This is a genomic window from Natronincola ferrireducens, from assembly GCF_900100845.1.
GTDB lineage: Bacteria > Bacillota > Clostridia > Peptostreptococcales > Natronincolaceae > Natronincola_B > Natronincola_B ferrireducens.
The window spans coordinates 1-21560 of the sequence record NZ_FNFP01000001.1; the positions used below are offsets into that span (position 1 = coordinate 1).

The 21560-nt window shown below is 39.9% G+C and carries 23 protein-coding genes and 1 riboswitch; of the genes, 21 read left to right on the forward strand and 2 right to left on the reverse strand.

The genetic code is table 11. The features are described 5' to 3' along the window. Positions 1-178: 178 nt before the first annotated feature. Positions 179-1669, reverse strand: a complete 1491-nt coding sequence (locus BLS22_RS00005; protein WP_208974645.1) for an acetyl-CoA hydrolase/transferase family protein — start codon at positions 1667-1669, stop codon at positions 179-181. A 286-nt stretch (positions 1670-1955) separates the two neighbouring features. Between BLS22_RS00005 and BLS22_RS15285 the strand changes: the two genes are divergently transcribed. Beyond that, complete coding sequence (locus BLS22_RS15285) at positions 1956-2516, forward strand: metal-sensing transcriptional repressor (RefSeq protein WP_244269421.1); 561 nt, start codon at positions 1956-1958, stop codon at positions 2514-2516. A gap of 54 nt (positions 2517-2570) precedes the next feature. Beyond that, positions 2571-2786, forward strand: a complete 216-nt coding sequence (locus BLS22_RS00015) for a heavy-metal-associated domain-containing protein (RefSeq protein ID WP_090548513.1) — start codon at positions 2571-2573, stop codon at positions 2784-2786. 66 nt (positions 2787-2852) lie between these two features. Here the strand turns inward: BLS22_RS00015 and mltG are convergent, their stop codons facing one another. Further along, positions 2853-3869, reverse strand: a complete 1017-nt coding sequence (gene mltG, locus BLS22_RS00020) for an endolytic transglycosylase MltG (protein WP_090548514.1) — start codon at positions 3867-3869, stop codon at positions 2853-2855. A 288-nt stretch (positions 3870-4157) separates the two neighbouring features. On the opposite strand from mltG, the gene BLS22_RS00025 reads away from it, so the two are divergent. The 19 genes from BLS22_RS00025 (at position 4158) to cbiG (ending at position 21557) form a co-directional block, all read left to right on the forward strand. Then, on the forward strand, positions 4158-4802 hold the full coding sequence (locus tag BLS22_RS00025) for a TVP38/TMEM64 family protein (protein WP_090548515.1): 645 nt from the start codon (positions 4158-4160) through the stop codon (positions 4800-4802). A gap of 121 nt (positions 4803-4923) precedes the next feature. Beyond that, positions 4924-5106, forward strand: a riboswitch (cobalamin riboswitch). 133 nt (positions 5107-5239) lie between these two features. Next, on the forward strand, positions 5240-5623 hold the full coding sequence (locus BLS22_RS00030; RefSeq protein WP_090548516.1) for a sirohydrochlorin chelatase: 384 nt from the start codon (positions 5240-5242) through the stop codon (positions 5621-5623). A 21-nt stretch (positions 5624-5644) separates the two neighbouring features. Beyond that, a complete protein-coding gene (hemA, locus tag BLS22_RS00035; RefSeq protein WP_090548517.1) occupies positions 5645-6901 on the forward strand; it encodes a glutamyl-tRNA reductase in 1257 nt (418 codons plus the stop codon). A gap of 25 nt (positions 6902-6926) precedes the next feature. Continuing rightward, a complete protein-coding gene (locus BLS22_RS00040; protein ID WP_090548518.1) occupies positions 6927-7565 on the forward strand; it encodes a precorrin-2 dehydrogenase/sirohydrochlorin ferrochelatase family protein in 639 nt (212 codons plus the stop codon). A gap of 62 nt (positions 7566-7627) precedes the next feature. Beyond that, the gene (gene hemC, locus BLS22_RS00045) at positions 7628-8533 is read left to right on the forward strand and encodes a hydroxymethylbilane synthase (RefSeq protein WP_090548519.1); all 906 of its coding nucleotides are present in this window, start codon (positions 7628-7630) and stop codon (positions 8531-8533) included. A 23-nt stretch (positions 8534-8556) separates the two neighbouring features. Then, a complete protein-coding gene (cobA, locus tag BLS22_RS00050; RefSeq protein WP_090548522.1) occupies positions 8557-10062 on the forward strand; it encodes a uroporphyrinogen-III C-methyltransferase in 1506 nt (501 codons plus the stop codon). A gap of 2 nt (positions 10063-10064) precedes the next feature. Continuing rightward, positions 10065-11042, forward strand: coding sequence for a porphobilinogen synthase (hemB, locus tag BLS22_RS00055; protein WP_090548525.1), 978 nt, complete (start codon positions 10065-10067; stop codon positions 11040-11042). Further along, the gene (gene hemL, locus BLS22_RS00060; protein WP_090548528.1) at positions 11042-12340 is read left to right on the forward strand and encodes a glutamate-1-semialdehyde 2,1-aminomutase; all 1299 of its coding nucleotides are present in this window, start codon (positions 11042-11044) and stop codon (positions 12338-12340) included. The genes hemB and hemL overlap by 1 nt, the downstream gene beginning before the upstream one ends. Further along, entirely contained in the window at positions 12341-13735 is a 1395-nt protein-coding gene (locus BLS22_RS00065; RefSeq protein WP_090548531.1) for a cobyrinic acid a,c-diamide synthase CobB, read from the forward strand. It abuts the gene before it with no gap. Beyond that, on the forward strand, positions 13735-14238 hold the full coding sequence (locus BLS22_RS00070) for an ECF transporter S component (protein ID WP_090548534.1): 504 nt from the start codon (positions 13735-13737) through the stop codon (positions 14236-14238). Before BLS22_RS00065 ends, BLS22_RS00070 begins: the two co-directional genes overlap by 1 nt. A gap of 1 nt (position 14239) precedes the next feature. Next, positions 14240-14983, forward strand: a complete 744-nt coding sequence (locus tag BLS22_RS00075; RefSeq protein ID WP_090548536.1) for an AIR synthase related protein — start codon at positions 14240-14242, stop codon at positions 14981-14983. Between the two features lie 38 nt (positions 14984-15021). Continuing rightward, positions 15022-15909 carry a GHMP family kinase ATP-binding protein gene (locus tag BLS22_RS00080; RefSeq protein ID WP_090548538.1) on the forward strand — a complete coding sequence of 296 codons (888 nt, stop codon included), beginning with the start codon at positions 15022-15024 and terminating at the stop codon, positions 15907-15909. Positions 15910-15943: 34 nt separating this feature from the next. Then, positions 15944-16564 (forward strand): precorrin-8X methylmutase, encoded by a 621-nt coding sequence (locus BLS22_RS00085; RefSeq protein ID WP_090548540.1) that lies wholly within the window; start codon positions 15944-15946, stop codon positions 16562-16564. Between the two features lie 13 nt (positions 16565-16577). Then, positions 16578-17693: a cobalt-precorrin-5B (C(1))-methyltransferase CbiD gene (cbiD, locus tag BLS22_RS00090; protein WP_090548543.1), complete on the forward strand. Its 1116-nt coding sequence runs from the start codon at positions 16578-16580 to the stop codon at positions 17691-17693. Then, on the forward strand, positions 17690-18310 hold the full coding sequence (gene cbiE, locus BLS22_RS00095; RefSeq protein WP_090548544.1) for a precorrin-6y C5,15-methyltransferase (decarboxylating) subunit CbiE: 621 nt from the start codon (positions 17690-17692) through the stop codon (positions 18308-18310). Before cbiD ends, cbiE begins: the two co-directional genes overlap by 4 nt. Continuing rightward, entirely contained in the window at positions 18303-18893 is a 591-nt protein-coding gene (cbiT, locus tag BLS22_RS00100) for a precorrin-6Y C5,15-methyltransferase (decarboxylating) subunit CbiT (RefSeq protein WP_090548547.1), read from the forward strand. The genes cbiE and cbiT overlap by 8 nt, the downstream gene beginning before the upstream one ends. A gap of 164 nt (positions 18894-19057) precedes the next feature. Further along, on the forward strand, positions 19058-19771 hold the full coding sequence (cobI, locus tag BLS22_RS00105) for a precorrin-2 C(20)-methyltransferase (protein ID WP_090548549.1): 714 nt from the start codon (positions 19058-19060) through the stop codon (positions 19769-19771). Then, a complete protein-coding gene (cobM, locus tag BLS22_RS00110; RefSeq protein WP_090548552.1) occupies positions 19764-20522 on the forward strand; it encodes a precorrin-4 C(11)-methyltransferase in 759 nt (252 codons plus the stop codon). The genes cobI and cobM overlap by 8 nt, the downstream gene beginning before the upstream one ends. Next, complete coding sequence (cbiG, locus tag BLS22_RS00115; RefSeq protein WP_090548557.1) at positions 20523-21557, forward strand: cobalt-precorrin 5A hydrolase; 1035 nt, start codon at positions 20523-20525, stop codon at positions 21555-21557. Positions 21558-21560: the final 3 nt, after the last annotated feature.

A 21560-nucleotide genomic window follows, 5' to 3' on the forward strand; every position in this document is an offset into this window, starting at 1 on the left:
ATTAAGGAGGTTAGAATCCTGAAGGCTTCTAACTAAGTGACCAGCAAGAAATCAAAGATTTTAGCTGCCTACTTAACCGCTGATGGGCCTGGGCGGGAGACTGCCTGGGAGAGTAGGTCGTTGCGACGTGATAAAAAAGAACTCTACAGAAAATGTAGAGTTCTTTTTTTAAAAACAATTACCTTTTCATAGTTTTTTTCTGTAGATAGCGCATATGCCAAGAAAGGGCTTCATTTAGTTGATGCTTTATATGACCATTGGGTCCCTTATTATAGTATTCTAGCAACTCATGACGATAATCAGGATGGGCACAGTTATTGATGATGGTTTTTGCCTTTTCCTTTGGAGATAACCCTCTTAAATCAGCAATACCCTGTTCTGTAACCACCACCTGAACATCATGCTCCGAATGGTCACAATGGGATACAAAGGGAACAATGGAAGAAATATCACCTTCTTTAGCAATGGATGGAGTGGTAAAGATAGAAATGAAGGCATTTCTAGTAAAATCCCCAGAACCACCAATACCGTTCATCATATTTGTTCCCATAATATTGGTGGAATTCACATGACCATAGATATCTATCTCAATTGCTGTATTCATGCTGATAACCCCTAATCTTCGAATTACCTCAGGACTATTGCTGATTTCTTGGGGTCTAAGCAAAATCTTCTCCTTATAATAGTTAATATTGTTATAAAATCGTTCTATTCCTTTTGGAGATAAGGTTAAGGAAGACCCGGAGGCAAATTTTACAGTACCATTGTCTATTAAGTCCAAAACTGCATCTTGAATTACCTCAGAGTAAATCACAAGATCATAAAAGTTTGATTTAACCAATCCTGCCAATACAGCATTAGCTACTGAGCCTACCCCCGACTGAAGAGGAAATAAGTTTTGGGGCAGTCTTTTTTTATTTACCTCTAAATGAAAAAAATCAATTAAATGTTCTGCCATTTTCTCACTAGCTTTATCAATTTCACTAAAGGAAGCAATACTATCTGGAATATCTGTCATTACGATGGCTTTAATTTTTTTACTATCAACCCTTATAAAAGCATCCCCAATTCGGTCAGTAGCCTTTAATATAGGAATAGGTTTTCTAAAGGGAGGTTTTTCTGGCTGATAAACATCATGAATTCCCCAGAGTTCTAAGGGATGATGGGTATTGATCTCCACAATAATTATATCTGCCGTCTCCACAAAAACAGGTGTATTACCTAAGGAGGTGGAGGGAATGATAAAACCCTCTTCAGTAATAGCTACTGCCTCAACGATAGCAACATCAATATTACCTAAAAATCCATACCTAACAAAATCCGATACATGACTTAAATGCATATCGACATAATGAATATTTCCTTGATTAATACCCCTTCTACAATCCTTTTGGGTTTGATAGGGAAGTCTTTTACCGATAGCCTTTGCCCTTGCCAATTCTCCATCCAGTTCATCTCCTACAGAAGCACCGGTATAAAGGTTAATTTTAAAAGGCTCCTCTTTAGCCTTGATTCTTTCTGCCAATGCTTTTGGTACTGCCTTGGGATAGCCTGCTGGTGTAAAGCCACTGGTAGCAACTGTCATACCATCCTTAATAAATACAGCTGCCTCCTGGGGTGACATGACTCTATTAAGAAGTTCTTCTTTTTTTATTCTATCTTTTAACATATAAGTCACCCCAACCATTATTTAGAAAATTATTCTATTTCATAAACCATCATATCTTCTTATAAGCAGTCAATACCATCTTTTTTTAATATACCATCAAAGGATATTTATTACAATATATTCTAATTTAAGGAAGCATTCCCATACCCATCTGCTCCTCACTAAAAAACTGTATAAATTTAAAAAATAGCATCAATATATATTCTATAGGAAACAAAACACTTCTATAAACTTTACATACACTAGAGGGGTATGGTATATTATTCATAAGAAGGGAGACAAAAAAATGGAAAAACCAAATAAAAAGCCAAGTGAACAATCCTCTAAGGTACAAAAATCTATTCTAGATAGACTCAGTAGAATAGAAGGACAAATTAGAGGAATAAAAAAAATGATAGAAAAAGGAACCTACTGTGACGACGTCATTAACCAAATAGAAGCCTCTCGTTCTGCCCTAAGCTCTCTAGAACTTATTTTGCTGGAAAGTCACTTTAAGCATTGTGTTGCAAGGGACCTGCAGCAGGGGAAAAAGGGGGCGTTAGAGGAAGCAATGATAACTATTAAAAGGCTTACAGACCTAGAACCCTCGTCACAAACAGAGGAGCCTGTTCTTGATGGACTGAGTGAAGCTGAGGAGGCTATAAAAAAGATCAAAAAAATGATAGAAGTAGGAACCTACTGTGATGATGTTATAGGTCAAATAGAAGCGTGTAGGACCCTTTTAAGAAATATAGAACTTGTTTTACTGGAGGGGCATCTCAAAAGATGTGTTGCAGGTCAGCTTAGGGATGGAAAAGAAGAAGTGATACAGGAAGTACTAAAGACAATAAAAAAACTTATTCATTAGAGGTTATACAAGTATTATAGGATAAAATATTATTAAAAATTGGAGGGATTATTAATGAAAAAGAAGATTGCCATTGAAGGTATGAGCTGCGGCCATTGTGTTGCCCATGTGGAAAAGGCTTTAAAGGAGCTACAAGAGGTGGTTAATGTTCAAGTAGATCTTCCAGGAAAGAATGCTGTAGTAGAATTGAAATCAGAGGTAGGGGATGAAGTGCTTTCTCAGATAATTGACGATGCTGGTTATGATGTAGTGTCAATAGAGGATTTATAAAAAAGCCTTCCTTTGGAAGATTTATTGGTAGACTTTAGGTGAAAAAAAGGAGATCCTAGGATCTCCTTAATTTTGATTTGTCATTTCACGATATTTGGCAACATTCCTCAAATGTTCGTTATAGGTTTTGCTAAAGACATGTCCACCTTCTCCTAAAACATAATACAAATAATCATGATCTTCGGGATAGAGGACCGCATGAATAGATGTTTTTGAGGGAGCTGCAATAGGTCCTGGAGGCAATCCTTTAACCCTATAGGTATTGAAGGGGGAAGGATCCTCTAAATGGACAAAAAGAACCCGATTAATATGCTCTCGACCTTCACCGATACCATAGATAACGGTGGCGTCAATTTGTAGCAGCATATTTTTCTTAAGCCTATTAAAAATAACACCACTAATCCTTTGCTTCTCCTCATCATGATAGGCTTCCCTTTCAATTAAAGAAGCAATCGTCAATACCTCGTGGAGGGATAAATTCAACTCCTCTGCCCGTACCCTATACTCCTCCGTAAAAATACTCTCCATCGTCTTAGCTAAGGTACTAACCACATCTACTACACCTTGTCTTTCACTAAAGTAATAGGTATCGGGATAGAGATAGCCCTCCATTTCATAGAAAAGCTTAGCTGTATCAAAGGAATACTCTTTTTCTTCAAAGTATTTCTTTGTAGCTTCTATAAATTCCTCCTTGGTTCCTAAGCCTGCAATTTCAACCCTGTTGGCTATTTGATAAAGGGTAAAGCCCTCCGGTATGGTTATAACAATCGGCTTCTCTGGCACACCTTTTCGTAGCAATTCAAAAATCTCATTTAAATTGATGTTAGGATGTAATGTATAGGTACCGGGTTTAATACTCCTATCGATTCCTTCGGCGCGGGATTGATATTTAAACCAAAGTCTACTTTTAATAACACCTTTATTATAAAGGTGTTCAGCTACAGCATTTAAAGAAGCTCCTTCAGCCACAGTAATTTCTACTGGGTTTTCGTTAGAGGCTACAGATAAATAGGAGGGTACATAGAAATAAGCTCCAAGGGCAAGTAATGTTAGTATAAGTAATAAAGAAAACAATTTTTTCATGAAAATAACCCCCCTGTCATTTATAAAGTTTCGCTATAATCTATTTACTATTCTATCATTTTCTCTTATAAATTGCATTACCATCTTTTATAAAGAAAAAGAATTTTAAAAAATAGAGGTTTTACAAAAAACACTATAGAAGTTAGACTGAAACAATGTAAAAAAATCTGGGGGGAAAAGATATAGGCAATAAATTAAATTTTATGGCATACAATTAGTCAACAGCAATTAGTGAAGAAAGCTAAAGTATATAGAATAGAAGCTTCTTGTATTGGAAAGGAAAAAATCATGAAGAAAAGAAAAATGTTTAAAGCTATAGTAGCAATTTTTATAATTTTTATAGGTATTATTTTATTAATTAAGTTTAGGGACCACCTATTTATACAATGGAATATAGAAAGACTTCAAAGGGGGATAGAAGGCCTTGGGATTTGGGGTGTATTGGTTTTTATAGGAATTGCTGCTATTCGGCCATTTCTCTTTTTCCCTAATGTTGTGATTTTTATCGTTGGAGGCTTAATTTATGGCACATTCCTAGGGAGTATCGCTGCATTGATAGGAGTAATGATTGCTTTTTCCTTAAGCTTTTGGCTAGGCAGCAAATTTCAGGACCTTGTTAAGAAAATTGTAGGAGAAAGGTACATCATCAAGCTCCAAAGCATACAAGATAAAGAAATTATAAGAAAGTTATTTGTCATGAGGGTTACCCCTGGATTTCCCATTGATCCCATTAGCTATGGAGCTGGATTAGTAGGAATATCCTACGAAAAATTTTTTGTAGGAAGCCTTCTAGGGATTACCCCCAAAGTCATTTTATATACCTTTTTAGGAGATACTATCAACAACGTTTTCTCCATACAGACTATAATTGTTTATGTCTTATTATTATTGCTAGCTATTGTCCCAACTATATTTTTTAAAACAGAAATCTAATCATCCATAATCAACCATAACACCAGGACTTTTTTTATAACCTTATATTTCTATTGAAAACACAAGGGAATTTTGATATGATGTTTGTGACAAACCATATCAAAAAACAATTTAAAATAAAAAAAGATTTATACGTTTAGGTGTTTCATAGGAAACTTAAATGGGAAAGCGGTGAAAATCCGCTACAGCCCCCGCTACTGTAAGTGAGGATGAAATCGACAACAGCCACTGAACTGAATTTGGGAAGGCGTCGAGAGTAAAGGGATTCACGAGTCAGGAGACCAGCCTAAAGCTGACAACAACCTTCGGAGGGAGGGGATGTTTGTAGTACTGTAATAGAAAAATTATTTCAGGACATACAAAATCCACTTCTAGTGGATTTTTTTTATTTTACAACAAAACAACTAAGATTTCATAATTAATAAGGAGGCATATTCATGAAAAGAGGATTGTTTGTATTGGCCCATGGTAGTAAAGCAAAGGAAGCAGATGACATTTTAAAGGAAATTATAGCAATGTTAGAGGAGAGAAATAAGGAGGAGTTTCCTCTACTGGGTTTTGGCTCCCTACAGATTTCAAAACCAAGCTTTCATGAGGGAATAGATGAGTTAGTAAATAAAGGAGCAGAGGAGATTGTTATTGTTCCAATGTTCCTCTTTCAAGGAAATCATATTAAATATGATATTCCAGAAGAGTTAGACCAAGTAAAGGAAAAGTATCCAGCCATTAAATTTATTATGGCAAAGCATATAGGAGCCGATAGAAGAGTTGCAGAGATTGTTAAAGAAAGAGGTAAAGAGGCTTTGGCCCTTACATTCTAAAAACATAGAAGGTGATGAGTAATGAAGGTAGTTGTATTTGGTATTACCCATAAAAATTCTACTATAACCCTTCGGGAAAAGGTTGCATTTTCCAAGTCGATGCTACAGAAGGCCTATAATATTATGAAGGAGGACCCCTTTATAAAAGAAGGGGTTATCCTATCCACCTGTAATCGCAGTGAAATCATTAGTGTGGTAGAGGATACAAATCTAGCAGAAAAATGGTTTAAGAATTTTTACACAGATTTTTTTCAATTGAAGCAAGAAGAACTGGAAGGACATTATGTATTTAAAAGGAAAAAGGAAGCTGTAACCTACTTATACGAAGTCTGTTGTGGTTTGGACTCCTTGGTTTTAGGAGAAGATCAAATATTGGGACAGGTGAAAGAAGCCCATCATAGGGCAATGGAGGTTAAAGGCTGCGGTAAGGTGCTAAACAAACTATTTTTAGATGCTATTACCACAGCTAAAGAAGTCAAAACCAAAACCAATATTTCTGAAAACCCTCTATCTATTAGCTATATAGCCGTAAAGCAAGTTGAGAAACAACTAAAAGGCTTAATAGACAAAAAGGTATTAGTCATTGGCTTTGGGAAAATGAGTAGACTGGCGGTGGAGCATCTAATCGATAGAGGTGTTGAAAGGATTTATATTTGCAACAGAAGAAGGGAAACCATAGAGGCTCTTAGCAACAAACATAGTCATATTCAACACATTGATTTCAATAGGAAATATGATGTGTTAAAGGAAGTAGACATCGTTATTACAGCTACAGGTGCACCCCACTATATTTACCACAAGGAAGAATTTGAAGTCCGGTATGATCAGGGGAGAGAACTGTGTATTGTAGATATTGCTTTGCCGAGGGATATCGATCCTGCCATTGGAGAAATAGAAGGGATAAGACTATTCCATATAGACCAATTAAAGGAAATTGCTGATGAAAATTTAGCCTCGAGACAAAATTTAATTAAAGAGGTTCGACAATATATTGAAGTTGCCATTGACAGCTATGAAGATTGGTATCAATGTCTACCGATATATCCCAAGATTGAGGCCATCAAAAACTATAGTCAACGATTAACCGATGAAGAGCTTGAAAAAATGTTTAAAAAGCTTTCTCATATACCTGAAAAAGATAGGGAAACCATAGAAATTATTGTTAGAAGTTTGGTGAAAAAGATGTGGAGAAAACCTATACTTCAGTTGAAGGATGCGGGAGTGAAGGGTAAGGGAGAAGAAATGGCTTCCTTTGTAGATGAATTTTTAGGATTATAGAAATTTTGAAATAAGGAGAAGAACAATGGCTTTATATTATCCAATGATGGTTGAAATCAAGGGAAAACCCTGTACTGTTGTGGGGGGCGGTGAGGTGGCAGAGCGGAAGGTGATAACGTTACTGGAGTATGGTGCTGTTGTGACGGTTATAAGCCCCAAGCTAACCCCTGCCTTGGAAAAACTAGCGAAGGACAATAAAATTGTCCATAAAAACAAGCCCTATACAACAGGGGATTTAGATGGAAGTATTTTAGCTTATGGGGTTACAGATGATGCTGATATTAATAAAAGGTGTAAACAGGAAGCAAATCAGCGACAGATTTTTATTAATGTTGGTGATTCTCGACACCTATCAGACTTTATCCTTCCTGCCTCCATCAACCGTGGAAGCTTAACAATAACTATATCCACTGAAGGGAAAAGCCCCATGCTTTCCCGAAAAATCAAAGAAGAACTGGAATCTATCTACGGAGAAATCTACGGAGACCTCCTAGATATATTAGGGGCTATAAGAGGGAAGGCCTTAAGGGAAATACCCTCCATCCAGGATAGGAAAAGGTTATTTCATCACCTAATATACGATGTTGACTATCGGAAAGAAGACCCTTTTAAAATCAAGGAAAAGCTATGGGACACTTATGAAGCTTTTAAAGAAGGGCTATAGACTGAAAAGAGGCTGTCTAATAGGAGTTTAAACAAATTTAATTCAATAAAAGGCGTGATAAGATGCGAACAATTAAAATAGGCTCTAGGGCCAGTGAATTAGCCTTAACCCAAGCAGAAATCATTATAGGAATGCTGAAGGAAAGGTTTCCCCAATATCAATATGAAATTATTAAAATCAAAACGATTGGGGATAAAATTTTAGATAAAACCTTAAGCAAAATTGGTGGTAAAGGACTGTTTGTCAAGGAAATACAAACAGCCCTATTAGAAGAAGAGATTGATTTGGCTGTCCATAGTATGAAGGACATGCCGGCAGAATCTCCTGAGGAATTGATTCTAGGTGCTATAACCAAAAGAGAAGATCCTAGGGATGTGTTGGTAATCAAGGACAATAGAACCTTAGAGGAGCTACCCCAAGGGGCCCTGATCGGCACCAGTAGCCTTCGGAGAAAGGTTCAGCTATTAAGGCTGCGACAGGACCTACAATTAAAGGACATAAGAGGAAACGTAGGAACACGACTGAAAAAAATTGAAACCGAGGGCTTAGATGCTGTTATTTTAGCAGCGGCAGGATTAAAGAGATTGGGATATGATGAAGAAACCTTTTATTACTTAGATATAGATAACTTTACCCCTGCTGTAGGCCAAGGTGCACTGGGCTGTGAAATTAGAAAAAATGATAAAGAGCTGCACCGGATGCTACAGGAGATAAATGATGAAGAAACCTACCACTGTGTTATGGGAGAACGACAATTTTTAAAGCTGCTGGAGGGAGGATGCCATGTTCCCATAGGGGCTTATGGAAAAAAAGTAGAGGAGGAGCTGTGGATTACAGGTATGGTGGCTTCTTTAGATGGTCAACAAGTTCTCCGTCATACAGAAAAGGGAGAATTTCATAACTTTTTGGAAATAGGAAGCCGATTGGCAGAGGAAATGATGGCTTTGGGAGCTAAGGAGCTTTTGTAAAGAGGAAAGAAAGGAGGGGTTCTGTGAAGAAACCCTATGTTTATTTAGTAGGAGCTGGCCCCGGAGATGAGGATTTAATCACAGTGAAGGCCTTAAGGGCTATTAAGAAGGCAGAGGTTATTTTATATGATCGATTGGCTAATGCCAACCTTTTGAGCCATAGAAGATTAGATGCTGAAATCATCGATGTAGGGAAGGCTCCAGATCACCATGCCTATACCCAGGAGGAGATTAATGGCCTGCTGGTTAAAAAGGCAAAAGAAGGAAAGATTATTACTCGGTTAAAGGGAGGGGATCCCTTTGTTTTTGGAAGGGGAGGAGAAGAGGCCTTAGCCCTTCACCAGGAAGGAATTCCCTTTGAAATTATCCCGGGAATTACATCTGCCATTGCAGTCCCAAGCTATAGTGGGATTCCTGTAACCCATCGACATGTTAGTACCTCCTTTCATGTCATCACAGGCCATGAGGACCCTAAAAAAGAAGCCTCCACCGTCAATTATGAGGCTCTAGCAAAGCTGGAGGGAACCTTGGTCTTTTTAATGGGAGTAGGACATTTAAAGGAAATTACCGACAGGCTAATGGCCTATGGAAAGGATAAGAATACCCCTGCAGCCCTAATCCATAGGGGAACCACCGCTAGGCAAAGGACCGTCACCGGTACCCTAGAAAACATTGTAGAGGTGGCAGAGAAAAACAATATAAAATCCCCCTCCATCATCATCATTGGAAAAGTAGTGGGACTGAGGGAGGAATTAAACTGGTTTGAAGGTCTACCCCTTCAAGGAAAAAGAATATTAGTGACAAGAACAAGACAGCAGGCCAGTAACTTATCCCAAAGGCTAAAGGAGTTGGGGGGAGAGGTAATAGAGCTTCCCACCATACAAATAGAACCTCCCTTAAGCTTTAAAGAAATTGATAAGCATTTACAAAACCTTCATCAATATCAACATATTATTTTTACCAGCGTCAATGGTGTAAAGGGGTTTTTTGAAAGATTAAGGAACTTAAAAATAGACATTCGAACCACTGGTATAGCTAAGATAGCAGCCATCGGAACCGCAACACAGGAGGCCCTAGAGAATAGAGGGTTGATGGTGGATACCCTTCCAGATGTTTTCACTGCGGAAGGAATTCTAGAAGCTGTGGAGGGAAAGATTGCAAAGGGCGACAGGGTTCTGCTACCTAGGGCAGATATAGCTAGAAGAGCTTTGACCCAAGGTTTAAGGGAAATGGGGGCAATTGTTGATGAGATCGACATTTATAGGACCACGATTCCCACCTGTAGAAGACAAGACTTAATGGAGATACTAGAAACCCCCTTAGATTATATCACCTTCACAAGTGCATCAACGGCAAAAAACTTTATAAAGATCCTAGGGGAAGAAAATAAAGATAAGATTAACAATAGCAAAATAGCAGTTATTGGTCCTATTACAGGAAAAACAGTAAAGGAACTAGGTTTATCCGTTGCTGTGGAAGCAAAGGAATATACGATACAGGGATTAGTTGATGCTATAAGGGAGGGATAGTTTTGGAGGATTTTAGAAGATCTAGAAGGTTAAGAAGCAATGCCGCCATAAGAAGTCTCGTTAGGGAGACAAATTTAAATATTTCAGATTTTATTTATCCTATGTTTGTTGTACCAGGAGAAAACATAAAAAGAGAAATTCCTAACCTGCCGGACCAATACCACTACTCTGTTGACCAGTTAAAGGAGGCAGTGGGTGAGGTTGTGGACTTAGGGATTCAAGGGATTATCCTGTTTGGACTGCCGGAGGAAAAGGATGAAATAGCCTCTGGGGCCTATGCCATGGAGGGTATTGTCCAGAGGGCTGTCAGGGAAGTAAAAAGTCACTATCCTGAACTTATGGTGATTACAGATGTCTGTTTATGTCAATACACCAGCCACGGACACTGTGGCCTTGTGGAGGACGGGACTGTTCTTAATGATGAAAGCATTGAAAAGTTAGGAGCCACAGCTTTATCCCATGCTATGGCTGGGGCTGATATGGTGGCCCCCTCTGACATGATGGATGGAAGAGTGGCAAAAATTCGAGAAATATTAGATAAAAATAAATTCAATCATATACCGATTATGAGCTACAGCGTTAAATATGCCTCAGCCTTTTACGGTCCCTTTAGAAGTGCTGCCAATTGTGCCCCCAAATTTGGAGACAGAAAAACCTACCAAATGGACCCCGGCAATAGAATGGAGGCCTTGAGACAGGTGGAGATAGATATAGCAGAAGGTGCAGATATTATCATGGTGAAGCCAGCCCTTGTTTATTTAGATGTTATAAGGGAAATAAAAGACAGTTTTTCTATGCCCTTGGCAGCCTACCACGTCAGTGGAGAATATGCCATGATTAAACTGGCGGCAAAGCATGGACTGTTAAAGGAAGAAGATAGTATGATCGAGGCCTTAACCGCCATAAAGCGGGCTGGAGCCGATATGATTTTGACCTATTTTGCTAAGGATATGGCAAAATGGATAAGGAGGAATCAATAATGAATCTTGAAAAATCTAAAACACTTTTCAGAGGAGCTAAAGAAGTCATACCGGGAGGCGTCAATAGTCCAGTAAGGGCATTTTCATCGGTGAAGATGGATCCTCCCTTTATAAAAAGGGGAGAAGGAGCTTATATCTATGATGAAGATGGAAACAAGTATATTGACTATGTAGGTTCCTGGGGTCCCTTGATTTTAGGTCACTGTCATCCAGAGGTAGTGAAAAACCTAAAGGAAGTTGTGGAAATGGGTACCAGCTTTGGGGCTCCTACGGCAATAGAAACAAAAATGGCCCAATTGATTGTAGAGGCTATACCCTCCATTGAAATGGTTAGAATGGTAAACTCCGGGACGGAAGCTACCATGACGGCATTAAGGCTGGCCAGAGGCTATACAAATAGAAGTAAAATTGTAAAGTTTAATGGCAATTATCATGGTCATTCCGACAGTTTGCTGATCAAGGCAGGATCTGGTGCGTTAACCCATGGTGTCCCCAACAGTCCTGGTGTACCGGAGGACGTAGTAAAAAATACCATTACTGCAAAATATAATGATTTAGAAAACATAGAGAAAATTTTTAAAGTCTATGGGGAAGATATAGCAGCCGTCATTGTAGAACCAGTGGCAGGAAACATGGGGGTTGTCCCTATGACCCAAGAATTCGCAGATGGCTTAAGAAGGATTACAGAGGAATATGGAAGCTTGTTAATATTTGATGAAGTCATGACGGGATTCCGCTTAGCCTTTGAAGGCGCCCAAAGCCTCTATAATATCACACCCGACCTTACCTGCTACAGCAAGGTTATCGGTGGGGGTCTGCCAGTAGGAGCCTTTGGGGGTAAGAAGGAAATTATGTCCCAAATGTCGCCAATAGGCCCCGTCTATCAAGCTGGAACCCTATCTGGCAATCCCTTAGCCATGACAGCAGGCTACACAACCCTAAAAATCCTTAAGGAAAATCCCCAAATTTATGAAGAAATCAACAAGAAGGGACAGAGGCTAGAGGAAGGACTAAAAGAACATGCCAAGGCTCTAGGAGTAAAGGCTTCCTTCAATAGGGTAGGATCTATGCTATGCATGTTCTTTACTGAGGGTGCTGTAGAAGATTTTGAAGCCGCCCTAACCTCTGATACAGAGAAATATGCTGTTTACTTCAAATCCATGCTACAGCAGGGGATCTACTTAGCACCCTCTCAATTTGAAGCCACCTTCATAAGCGCTGCCATGACGGATGAAGATATAGAAAAAACCCTTGAAGCAGCCTACCATGCCCTAGAGGAAGTGAAGAGGCTAGGATAAATGAAGGGGACTAGAGGATTTTTATTAGCAGGAACCCAAAGTGGGGTGGGGAAAACCACCCTTTCTACAGGTGTTATGGGGACATTAAAAAAAAGGGGGCTTCAAGTAAAGGCCTTTAAGGTGGGTCCCGATTATATTGATCCACAATTTCATCGTTATATCACCGGGAATCCCTCCCGTAATCTGGATAGCTACTTGTTAAAAGAAGATACCATTAAAGAGCTTTTCCATAAAAACCTAGAAGAGGAAGACATAGCAGTTGTGGAGGGGGTAATGGGCCTTTATGATGGTTTAGGAACCCAAAAAGACGAGGGAAGCTCTGCCCATGTTTCTAAAATTTTACAGCTGCCGGTTATTTTAGTTATAGACGGTAGGGGGGTTTCCACCAGTGCAGCTGCTATGGTGCTGGGCTATAAACTTTATGATCCTGATATCAACCTAGCAGGGGTTATCATCAACAATGTATCGGGAGAGAAGCACTATAGCCTTTTAAAGGAAGGGATAGAAAGGGATACTGGAATAAAATGCTTAGGCTATCTAAGGAAAAATAACAACATTCAGTTAAAGAGTAGGCACCTAGGCTTAATTCCCTGTGATGAGGTTCCAGAACTGGAGGAAAAACTAGAGGATCTTGTGGAGATGGTGGAGGAAACCGTTGACATAGAGGGATTACTGGCAGTGGCAAAGGAGATAGAGATAAAGAAAAAAGAAGTTAAACCCCTTAGAGCAGAAGAAATTACCCTTGCCTATGCCTATGATAGTGCCTTTAACTTTTATTATCAAGATAACTTAGACCTATTAAAGGAACTGGGCTGTAGACTTATTCCCTTTAGTCCCCTAAAGGATACGGGGCTACCAGAGGGAATAGATGGTATCTACATTGGAGGAGGGTTCCCAGAGGTTTTTGCTAGGGAACTGGAGGAAAACCAAGGGATACGAAGGAACCTTTATGAAGAAGCCCAAAGGGGCCTACCTATCTATGGAGAATGTGGGGGCTTCATGTATTTAACAAAGGCAATAAAAACCTTTGATGGGGAAGTTTATCAGATGGCGGGGGTTTTTGATGCCACAGCTGAAATGACCAACCGACTACAGAGATTTGGCTACTGTCAAGTAAGTATTAAGGAGAATAGTAGCTTCCATAAAGAAGCTTTTACAACAAAGGCCCATGAGTTTCATCGTGGAGTTGTAATAGCCCCCAGTAGAGAATATGTTTATAGTGTAGTTAAGAAAAAGAAGGAAAAAATTATAGATAGATGGAGCTGCGGCATAGAAAGCTATAATTGTTTAGGAGGATTTCCTCATATACATTTTTATAGCAATCCTACTTTCATAAACAATTTTTTAGAAAAATGCAGAATCTATAAAAAAGAAATTAGGGGGAACCAATTATAATGCAAAAACAAGCAAGAGAAATTCACAACATTAAAACCATCACACAAATAGGTCTATTAATTGCTTTAAGTATTATAGGAGCCACTATTAAAATTCAAGGAAGCATTGCTTTTGATTCTATGGCAGCATTTTTTGCCGCCCTATATATTAATCCTTTGGCAGGGGGGGTAGTAGGAATTTTAGGCCACTTAATATCCTCTGCTACAGCAGGCTTCCCATTGACACTACCAATGCATATTTTAATAGGGATACAAATGTTCGCCTTTGTTTATATATTTGGATGGCTATATGAAAAAACCCCTGGGGGAATTCCTGTAGTAGTGGCCACTCTGTTGAATGGTCCAATGGCCGCCCTTACAGTAGTACCTATGTCCCTTATGCTAGGACTCCCCTTTAGTGGTTGGCCTTTATTCATGGTAATTTGGTTACCACTGACGATAGCATCCTTTGCCAATATCTTGTTAGCCGTCATACTCTATAGAAGCATTTCTAGAGGTAGATAAAATGAAGGTAAGAAACTTTCGGGATTTAACCCTTATTAACCATGATCCACAGAAATTTATGGTGATCGCCTGTGATTCCTGTGGAAGTGTTGGTAGTAAAGAAGAAGATATTGTGAAGGTTCCACCGGAGGTTGTAGGCTATTATACCACAAGGGTAGCTGTTATGGAGGTGTTGTCAGTAGGAGCACAGATTCTTACCGTTATCAATACCTTATCGGTGGAAATGGAGCCCACTGGCCGACAGATTATAACAGGAATTCAAAGGCTGTTAAAGGAGGGTGGAATAGAAGCTGTCTGCTTAAATGGCAGTACAGAGGAAAACTTTAAAACCCTTCAAACAGCTATGGGAGTTACTGTAATTGGAGAAGTGGAGAAACCAAAGGCAAAGATTAACACATCTAAAAAAGGAGATCTCGTGGTGGTAATAGGGGTGCCTAAGGTTGGTGAGGAGATTACTATACCCTTTGATAATGAAATATGTAGTGTAAAGGATCTTCAGACTTTATTGACAATGAAAGAAGCAAGAGAAATCTATACCGTTGGTTCAAAAGGCATTATGTATGAGGCCAACTTTTTAGCCCACGAAAACCACTGTAGGTTTCAAGCTGCAGAAGATGTTAAAATAGATTTAAAAAAATCCGCAGGACCTGCCACAGTAATTTTATTTACAATAGAACCTGAAAACCTCCCCTATATTGAAGAAAAGATCCAAAAACCCTGTAGGGTTATAGGGAAATTAATATAAGGGAAACATTATATCATTTAGAGTAGGGGGAAGACATCGTGATTCAAGGAGTTTGTCCAGCTTCCTGTGGTGAATTGCTACAGGGATATATAGAAGGTGGAGAAAAGCTTATTTCCTATAGCATCAATCTTTTTAGCAAAGTAACCATCAGAGAAGATATCCATACCCCTGCAGAAAAAATACCAGCAGCCTATAGCAAGGCCTATAGAATGCTGGAGAAGGTCTTTGCTTACTATGGCTATAAAAAAAAGGATTATCAACAGGTGAGGATACATATAAATTCCTCTATACCTATTGCTAAGGGAATGGCCAGTAGTACAGCCGATCTAGCCGCCACTGCTATAGCAACCGCCACTTATCTAGGAAAAGAATTATCAGAAGAAGAAGTAGCCAAGCTATGTATTGACATTGAACCCACCGATAGTACGGTTTTTTCTAAAATAACACTTTTTGACCACCTAAAGGGGGGGGTTAAAAGGCAATATAGCAACCTTCCCCCCTGCAGAGTGTTGGTATTAGAGGGAAAGGCAACCATCAATACGATAGACTTTAGAAAAATTGATCGGACAGAGATTTTAAAGGAAAATGAGGGCCGTTTAATGGAGGGCCTGGCCCTTTTGGAAAAAGGCATAAAAACCGGTGATTTAAAAACCATAGGTAAAGCTGCCACCATAAGTAGCTTTGCAAATGAAGGAATCCTTCCTAAGGAAGGCCTAGAAGAAATCCATCACATCAGTGAAGCTGTGGGGGCCTATGGCATCAATGTAGCCCACAGCGGCTCTGTTATAGGCATTCTATATAATGATAAAGACTTTGATACAGAAAAATTTTTCCACAGTCTTAAAGAAAAAGACTTTATGAAGAACTATTTATCCATCGTCAGCTATGAAATTATTGCTGGAGGGGGAAGAATAATAAAACCATAGGTGTAGCCAGTGGAATTAAAGGGGAGATAAAATCATGGAGTATATTAAAGATCCATTTGAAATAGAAAAAAAGAGCTTTGAAATCATTACCCAGGAGCTGGGGGAAAAAACATTTCCAGAAAAAGAGGGAAAAATCATAAAAAGAGTTATCCATACAACCGCTGATTTTCAATATGCTGATATTACCAAAATCAGTGGAGATGCTATTTCCTCTAGCCATGATGCCTTAAGACAGGGCTGTAAAATTTATACCGATACCAAAATGGCCATGTCGGGGATCAATAAAAGGACTTTAAAGGCATTAAATAGTGAAATTTACTGTCTTGTAGATGATCCTCAAGTGGTGAAGGAAGCAAAGGAAAGGGGACTTACCAGATCTATGGTGGCCATGGAGAAGGCAGTGGCGGATAAGGATACAAAAATTTTTGTGATTGGCAATGCTCCTACTGCCCTTTTTCAGTTATGTCAATACATAGATGAGAAAAGAATTCACCCCCACCTAGTAGTAGGGGTGCCGGTGGGCTTTGTAGGGGCCAAGGAATCAAAGGAAGCCCTCCTGGAGAGGGATGTTCCCTATATCACCACCGTAGGGAGAAAAGGTGGCAGCACCGTGGCGGCAGCCATCATCAATGCTCTTCTTTATATGATGAACTAGAGGTAGGGATAGCATGGAAAAATACATTGTCAAAAACGGCAAAAAGCTTCGATACGGCTATACAACTGGATCCTGTGCCACCGCTGCCTCTAAGGCGGCGGCCCTTATGCTGCTGAAGGAAAGAAACATAGAGGAAATACAAATATCTACCCCTAAGGGCTGGGACTTAACCCTAAAGCCCCTAGCTATAGAAAAGGGTATTAATTGGGTCTCCTGTGGCATAAAAAAGGATGGAGGGGATGACCCTGATGCCACCAATGGTCTTATCATTTACAGTAGAGTAAAATGGCGACGGGACAATCTCATCCACATCGATGGAGGAATAGGCATAGGGAGAGTAACCAAAAGAGGTTTGCCTGTAGAGGTTGGAAAGGCTGCCATCAATCCTGTTCCCCTCCAGATGATAGAAAGGGAAGTCCGGGAGGTCATAGGACAGCATAGAGGTGTAGATATTGAAATCTTTGCTCCAGAGGCTGTGGAAATAGCTAAAAAAACCTTTAATCCCCGTCTAGGGATTCAAGGAGGCATATCTATTTTAGGCACCTCAGGTATTGTGGAGCCCATGTCGGAGGAGGCTTGGAAGGAATCCCTAGCCCTAGAGATCGCTATGGCTAAGGAGGAAGGACTGGAAAAGCTGATTTTTGTTCCGGGAAATTACGGTAGAGATCTAGTAAGAAACAATTATGGCTTTGATGAAAGGCACATGATAAAAACCAGTAATTTTATAGGATTTATGTTGGATAAGGCTTTAGAGAAGGGGATGAAAAAAATTCTCCTAGTAGGTCATATAGGTAAGCTTATCAAGGTGGCAGGAGGCATATTCCATACCCATAGCAGGATAGCTGATGGCAGAAGGGAGATTTTAGCCGCCTACCTAGGATTATTAGGGACTTCTCCTAAAGATATAGAAAAAATATTGGAAAGCAATACCACTGAAGAGGCAGTTGCTTTTATTTATGAGATGAAAAAGCAGGAGATATTTCCTTTATTGGCAGAAAAAATTACCCAAAAGGCAAGGGAACGGATGGCAGAAGAAGTAGAAGTAGGGACAATTATTTTTTCTATGGATCATGGCATATTGGCCATATCTTCAACGGGAAAAAAGTTATTGGAGGAATTTAAGGAATGAATAAAATCATTGTTGCTGGCATAGGCCCTGGTCACAGGGACTATGTCTTGCCAGCTGTCTATAGAGCTGTTGAAAATTCCGATATTTTAATAGGGGGAAAGCGGAATTTAGAGATTTTTCAAGATTTCACAGGGGAAACCCATCCTATTACAAGGGACTTAGAAGAGGTCATCAGTTATATAAAGGATAAGAGAAGGGACAAAAAAATAACCTTCGTTGTATCTGGAGATACAGGATTTTACAGTATGCTAACCTATCTGAAAAGACACTTTTCTAAGGAGGATCTAGAGGTTATCCCTGGCATTACCTCATTACAGTATTTATTTAGTAAAATGAAGGAACCTTGGCAGGAGGTTCCCCTTATGAGCTTACATGGAAGACAACAGGATTTCTTAGAAAAGCTACAGACATTTAAGAAGGTAGCTATGCTGACAGATAACATCTATACCCCCGATAGAATTGCAGAGATATTGATTAAGGCAGGACTAAAATCTACAAGGATGACTGTAGGAGAAAATTTATCCTATAGGGATGAAAGAATTATTGAGGGAAGGCCCCAGGAAATCATAGGGGCTGCTCCCTATAAAATGGCAGTGGTGGTGATTCAATATGAATAGACAGTGGAACTATGCCGGCTTTGGCATTCCTGATAGTTATTTCATTCGGGGGAAAGCCCCCATGACCAAGGAAGAGGTTCGGGCTGTGGTGATGGGAAAGCTTCGCTTAGGACAAGAGGATATTTTTGTGGATGTAGGAGCAGGCACCGGGTCTGTATCGATAGAAGCGGCCCTAAAGCTCTCTACAGGTAAGGTCTATGCCATAGAATTTAAAGAAGAAGCCTGTAACCTGCTAGAGGCTAACAAAGCTGCCTTTGATGTAAAGAACCTAGAAATTCTCAAGGGTAGGGCGGCAGAGGAAATAAGGAAAATCAAAGGATTTCATCGGATTTTTATTGGAGGCAGCACCGGAGAAATGATGGAGATTTTGGATGAGACAGGAGACCGTCTACTGACGGGAGGAAGAATAGTCATTACCGCCGTTACCATCGAAACCCTCCATGAAGCCCTGCAGGGATTGAAGGCCAGAGGATTTCAAGAAATTGAAGTGGTTTCCATAGGGGTTTCCAAGGGACGTTCCACAGGAAACTATACTTTAATGGAGGCACAAAACACCATCTATATTCTTTCAGCTACTAAATAATAGAGCATTTTTATAATCCAATATTTAATAGTAAATTACTTTTAATTTCAATATAAGGATAAAGCAGTTGTTTATCAACAAACAAGGTTTCATTGAGGATTTAAAGTAGGGTTTTGCTTAACCTTAGCCTCAACCTTAATCTCAAATAGACAGGGGGAAAACAAATGAAGGGAAAATTATACGGCATAGGAGTGGGACCAGGTGATCCAGATCTGTTAACGCTGAAGGCAGTAAAAATACTAGCCAATGCAGATGTGGTTATTTGCCCTAAGGGTAAGCAGGAGGAAGATAGTATAGCTCTAAAAATTGCTAGAGAGCATATTCAGCCAGCGGCAGAAATAAAGGCCTTGGTCTTTCCTATGGTTTATTGTCAAGAAACGCTGGAAAGTCATTGGAGGGAAAACATCAGCATCATAGCCGATGCTTTAGATAAAGGGAAAAAGGTGGCCTTCCTAACCCTAGGGGACCCCCTTTTATACAGCACCTATATATATATTCTAAAGGCTCTGATGGCAGCCGACTATACCATCGAAACCATTCCAGGTGTCACCTCCTTTAGTGCCACCGCCAGCAGAGCCAATCTACCCCTAGCAGAGGGAGATGAAACCTTAACAATTTTACCCCTTATCAAGGAGGAGGAAAGGGTGAAAAAAGCCTTTGACACCTCTGACAATTTAGTGGTATTAAAAGTATCCCACGACCCTAAGGGATTGGCAAAAAGGCTTAGAGAAAAGGGCTTGCAAAACAGTTTTGTCATGATATCTAAATGTGGACATGAGGATGAAAAAATTACAAGGGATATAAGGGATCTAGAAGAAGAGAAGGTTCCCTATTTATCAACTGTTATTATCAAAAAAGGAGGACATAACCATGGGTAAAGTCTATTTTATAGGGGCGGGACCAGGAGATCCAGAGTTAATTACCTTAAAGGGTTATAAAAGAATTCAAGAAGCAGATGTTATTATTTATGCTGGCTCCTTAGTCAACCCTCAAGTGATGGGGGATAGAAGGGAGCATGCGGAAGTCTATAATAGTGCAGGCATGACCCTCCCAGAGGTGATAGAGGTTATGAAAAGGGCTGTAGGGGAGGACAAAACCGTAGCCAGAGTCCATACTGGAGATCCCAGTATTTATGGAGCCATTCGAGAGCAGATGGATGCTCTAGAGGAATTATCTATAGCCTATGAGGTTATTCCTGGAGTTAGCTCCTTTGTGGCTTCAGCAGCTCAGCTAAAGAAGGAGTTTACCCTTCCGGAGGTATCTCAAACCGTAATTTTAACCAGGATGGAGGGAAGAACTCCTGTCCCATCAAAGGAAAGTCTAGCAGCCCTAGCAGCCCATCGAGCTAGTATGGCCATCTTTCTTTCAGTACAAATGATGGATAAGGTAGTAGATGAGCTAACAAAGGCCTATCCTTCCAGCACCCCAGTGGCAGTAGTACAACGGGCTACATGGGAGGATCAAAAAATTGTAGAGGGGACCTTGGCAGATATTACAGAAAAGGTTCGGAAGGCCGGCATCAAAAAAACTGCACAAATTTTGGTTGGAGACTTTTTAGGCAATGAATATGCCCTGTCAAAGCTCTATGATGAAGGGTTTACCCATGAATATCGAAGAGGGAAGGAATAAATGAGGATTGCTATTTTTACAGTAACCCAAAGGGGCAAGGCATTGGCCCTAACACTTCAAAAACACTTTCCCCATAGCCAAGTCCATGTCTTGCCAAAATTTTATGAGGGGGAAGAGGGAGTTTTACCTATAGAGGGGGACTTAAAAACTACGGTGGGGGGACTGTTTCCTTCAAGGGACTATCTTATCTTTATTATGGCCACCGGCATTGTGGTTCGAACCATAGCCCCTTATCTCCAACATAAAAGCCAAGATCCAGGGGTCTTAGTGATGGATGAAGGAGGAGAGTATGTTATTAGCCTATTATCCGGTCATATAGGGGGTGCCAATGAAATGACCCTGAAGGTAGCTGACAAGCTGGGGGCAACCCCTGTCATCACCACAGCCTCCGATGTGCAGGGACTCATGGCAGTGGACACCCTAGCCCATAAGTTAAAATGTAAAATCAATGATTGGCAATTAACGAAAAAAATAACAGCTCATATTGTTAACGGTGGGAGAGTAAGGATTTATGGAGGTATTCCAGCCTCCATAAAGCTACCCACAAACTATGAAGCTATAGAAAAATTTACCGAACTTATTGATGGGGATTATGGCATCTATATAGGCAATGATCCAATAGATAAGAATCACAACAACATCCTACAGCTTTATCCACAAAATATCGTTTTAGGAATTGGTTGTAGAAAAGATATAGAAGCTGATACTGTTATAGAAGCTATAAAGGGGGCTTTAGAGGAAGCCTCTATAGCTCTAGAAAGTGTAAAAAAAATAGTAACGGTAGATGTGAAGGCACAGGAGAAGGGGCTTATTGAAGCCAGCAAGATCTTAGGACTTCCTTTAGAAATCATAGATCGTCAAAAAATTCTAGAGGTAGAGAAGGACTTTGAGATTTCCTCCTTTGTGAAAAATACCATAGGAGTAGGCTCCGTCAGTCAACCCTGTGCGTATTTAGGGTGTAACAGAGGAAGGTTGCTGTTGGAGAAGAAAATAACCAATGGTGTCACCGTATCAATAGCTGAAGAGGAGAGATAAAGG

Coding starts and splice junctions, on each gene's coding strand:
- BLS22_RS00005 (WP_208974645.1), bottom strand. CDS start 1,669: ATGTTAAAAGATAGAATAAAAAAAGAAGAACTTCTTAATAGAGTCATG.
- BLS22_RS15285 (WP_244269421.1), top strand. CDS start 1,956: ATGGAAAAACCAAATAAAAAGCCAAGTGAACAATCCTCTAAGGTACAA.
- BLS22_RS00015 (WP_090548513.1), top strand. CDS start 2,571: ATGAAAAAGAAGATTGCCATTGAAGGTATGAGCTGCGGCCATTGTGTT.
- mltG (WP_090548514.1), bottom strand. CDS start 3,869: ATGAAAAAATTGTTTTCTTTATTACTTATACTAACATTACTTGCCCTT.
- BLS22_RS00025 (WP_090548515.1), top strand. CDS start 4,158: ATGAAGAAAAGAAAAATGTTTAAAGCTATAGTAGCAATTTTTATAATT.
- BLS22_RS00030 (WP_090548516.1), top strand. CDS start 5,240: ATGAAAAGAGGATTGTTTGTATTGGCCCATGGTAGTAAAGCAAAGGAA.
- hemA (WP_090548517.1), top strand. CDS start 5,645: ATGAAGGTAGTTGTATTTGGTATTACCCATAAAAATTCTACTATAACC.
- BLS22_RS00040 (WP_090548518.1), top strand. CDS start 6,927: ATGGCTTTATATTATCCAATGATGGTTGAAATCAAGGGAAAACCCTGT.
- hemC (WP_090548519.1), top strand. CDS start 7,628: ATGCGAACAATTAAAATAGGCTCTAGGGCCAGTGAATTAGCCTTAACC.
- hemL (WP_090548528.1), top strand. CDS start 11,042: ATGAATCTTGAAAAATCTAAAACACTTTTCAGAGGAGCTAAAGAAGTC.
- BLS22_RS00065 (WP_090548531.1), top strand. CDS start 12,341: ATGAAGGGGACTAGAGGATTTTTATTAGCAGGAACCCAAAGTGGGGTG.
- BLS22_RS00070 (WP_090548534.1), top strand. CDS start 13,735: ATGCAAAAACAAGCAAGAGAAATTCACAACATTAAAACCATCACACAA.
- BLS22_RS00075 (WP_090548536.1), top strand. CDS start 14,240: ATGAAGGTAAGAAACTTTCGGGATTTAACCCTTATTAACCATGATCCA.
- BLS22_RS00085 (WP_090548540.1), top strand. CDS start 15,944: ATGGAGTATATTAAAGATCCATTTGAAATAGAAAAAAAGAGCTTTGAA.
- cbiD (WP_090548543.1), top strand. CDS start 16,578: ATGGAAAAATACATTGTCAAAAACGGCAAAAAGCTTCGATACGGCTAT.
- cbiE (WP_090548544.1), top strand. CDS start 17,690: ATGAATAAAATCATTGTTGCTGGCATAGGCCCTGGTCACAGGGACTAT.
- cbiT (WP_090548547.1), top strand. CDS start 18,303: ATGAATAGACAGTGGAACTATGCCGGCTTTGGCATTCCTGATAGTTAT.
- cobI (WP_090548549.1), top strand. CDS start 19,058: ATGAAGGGAAAATTATACGGCATAGGAGTGGGACCAGGTGATCCAGAT.
- cobM (WP_090548552.1), top strand. CDS start 19,764: ATGGGTAAAGTCTATTTTATAGGGGCGGGACCAGGAGATCCAGAGTTA.
- cbiG (WP_090548557.1), top strand. CDS start 20,523: ATGAGGATTGCTATTTTTACAGTAACCCAAAGGGGCAAGGCATTGGCC.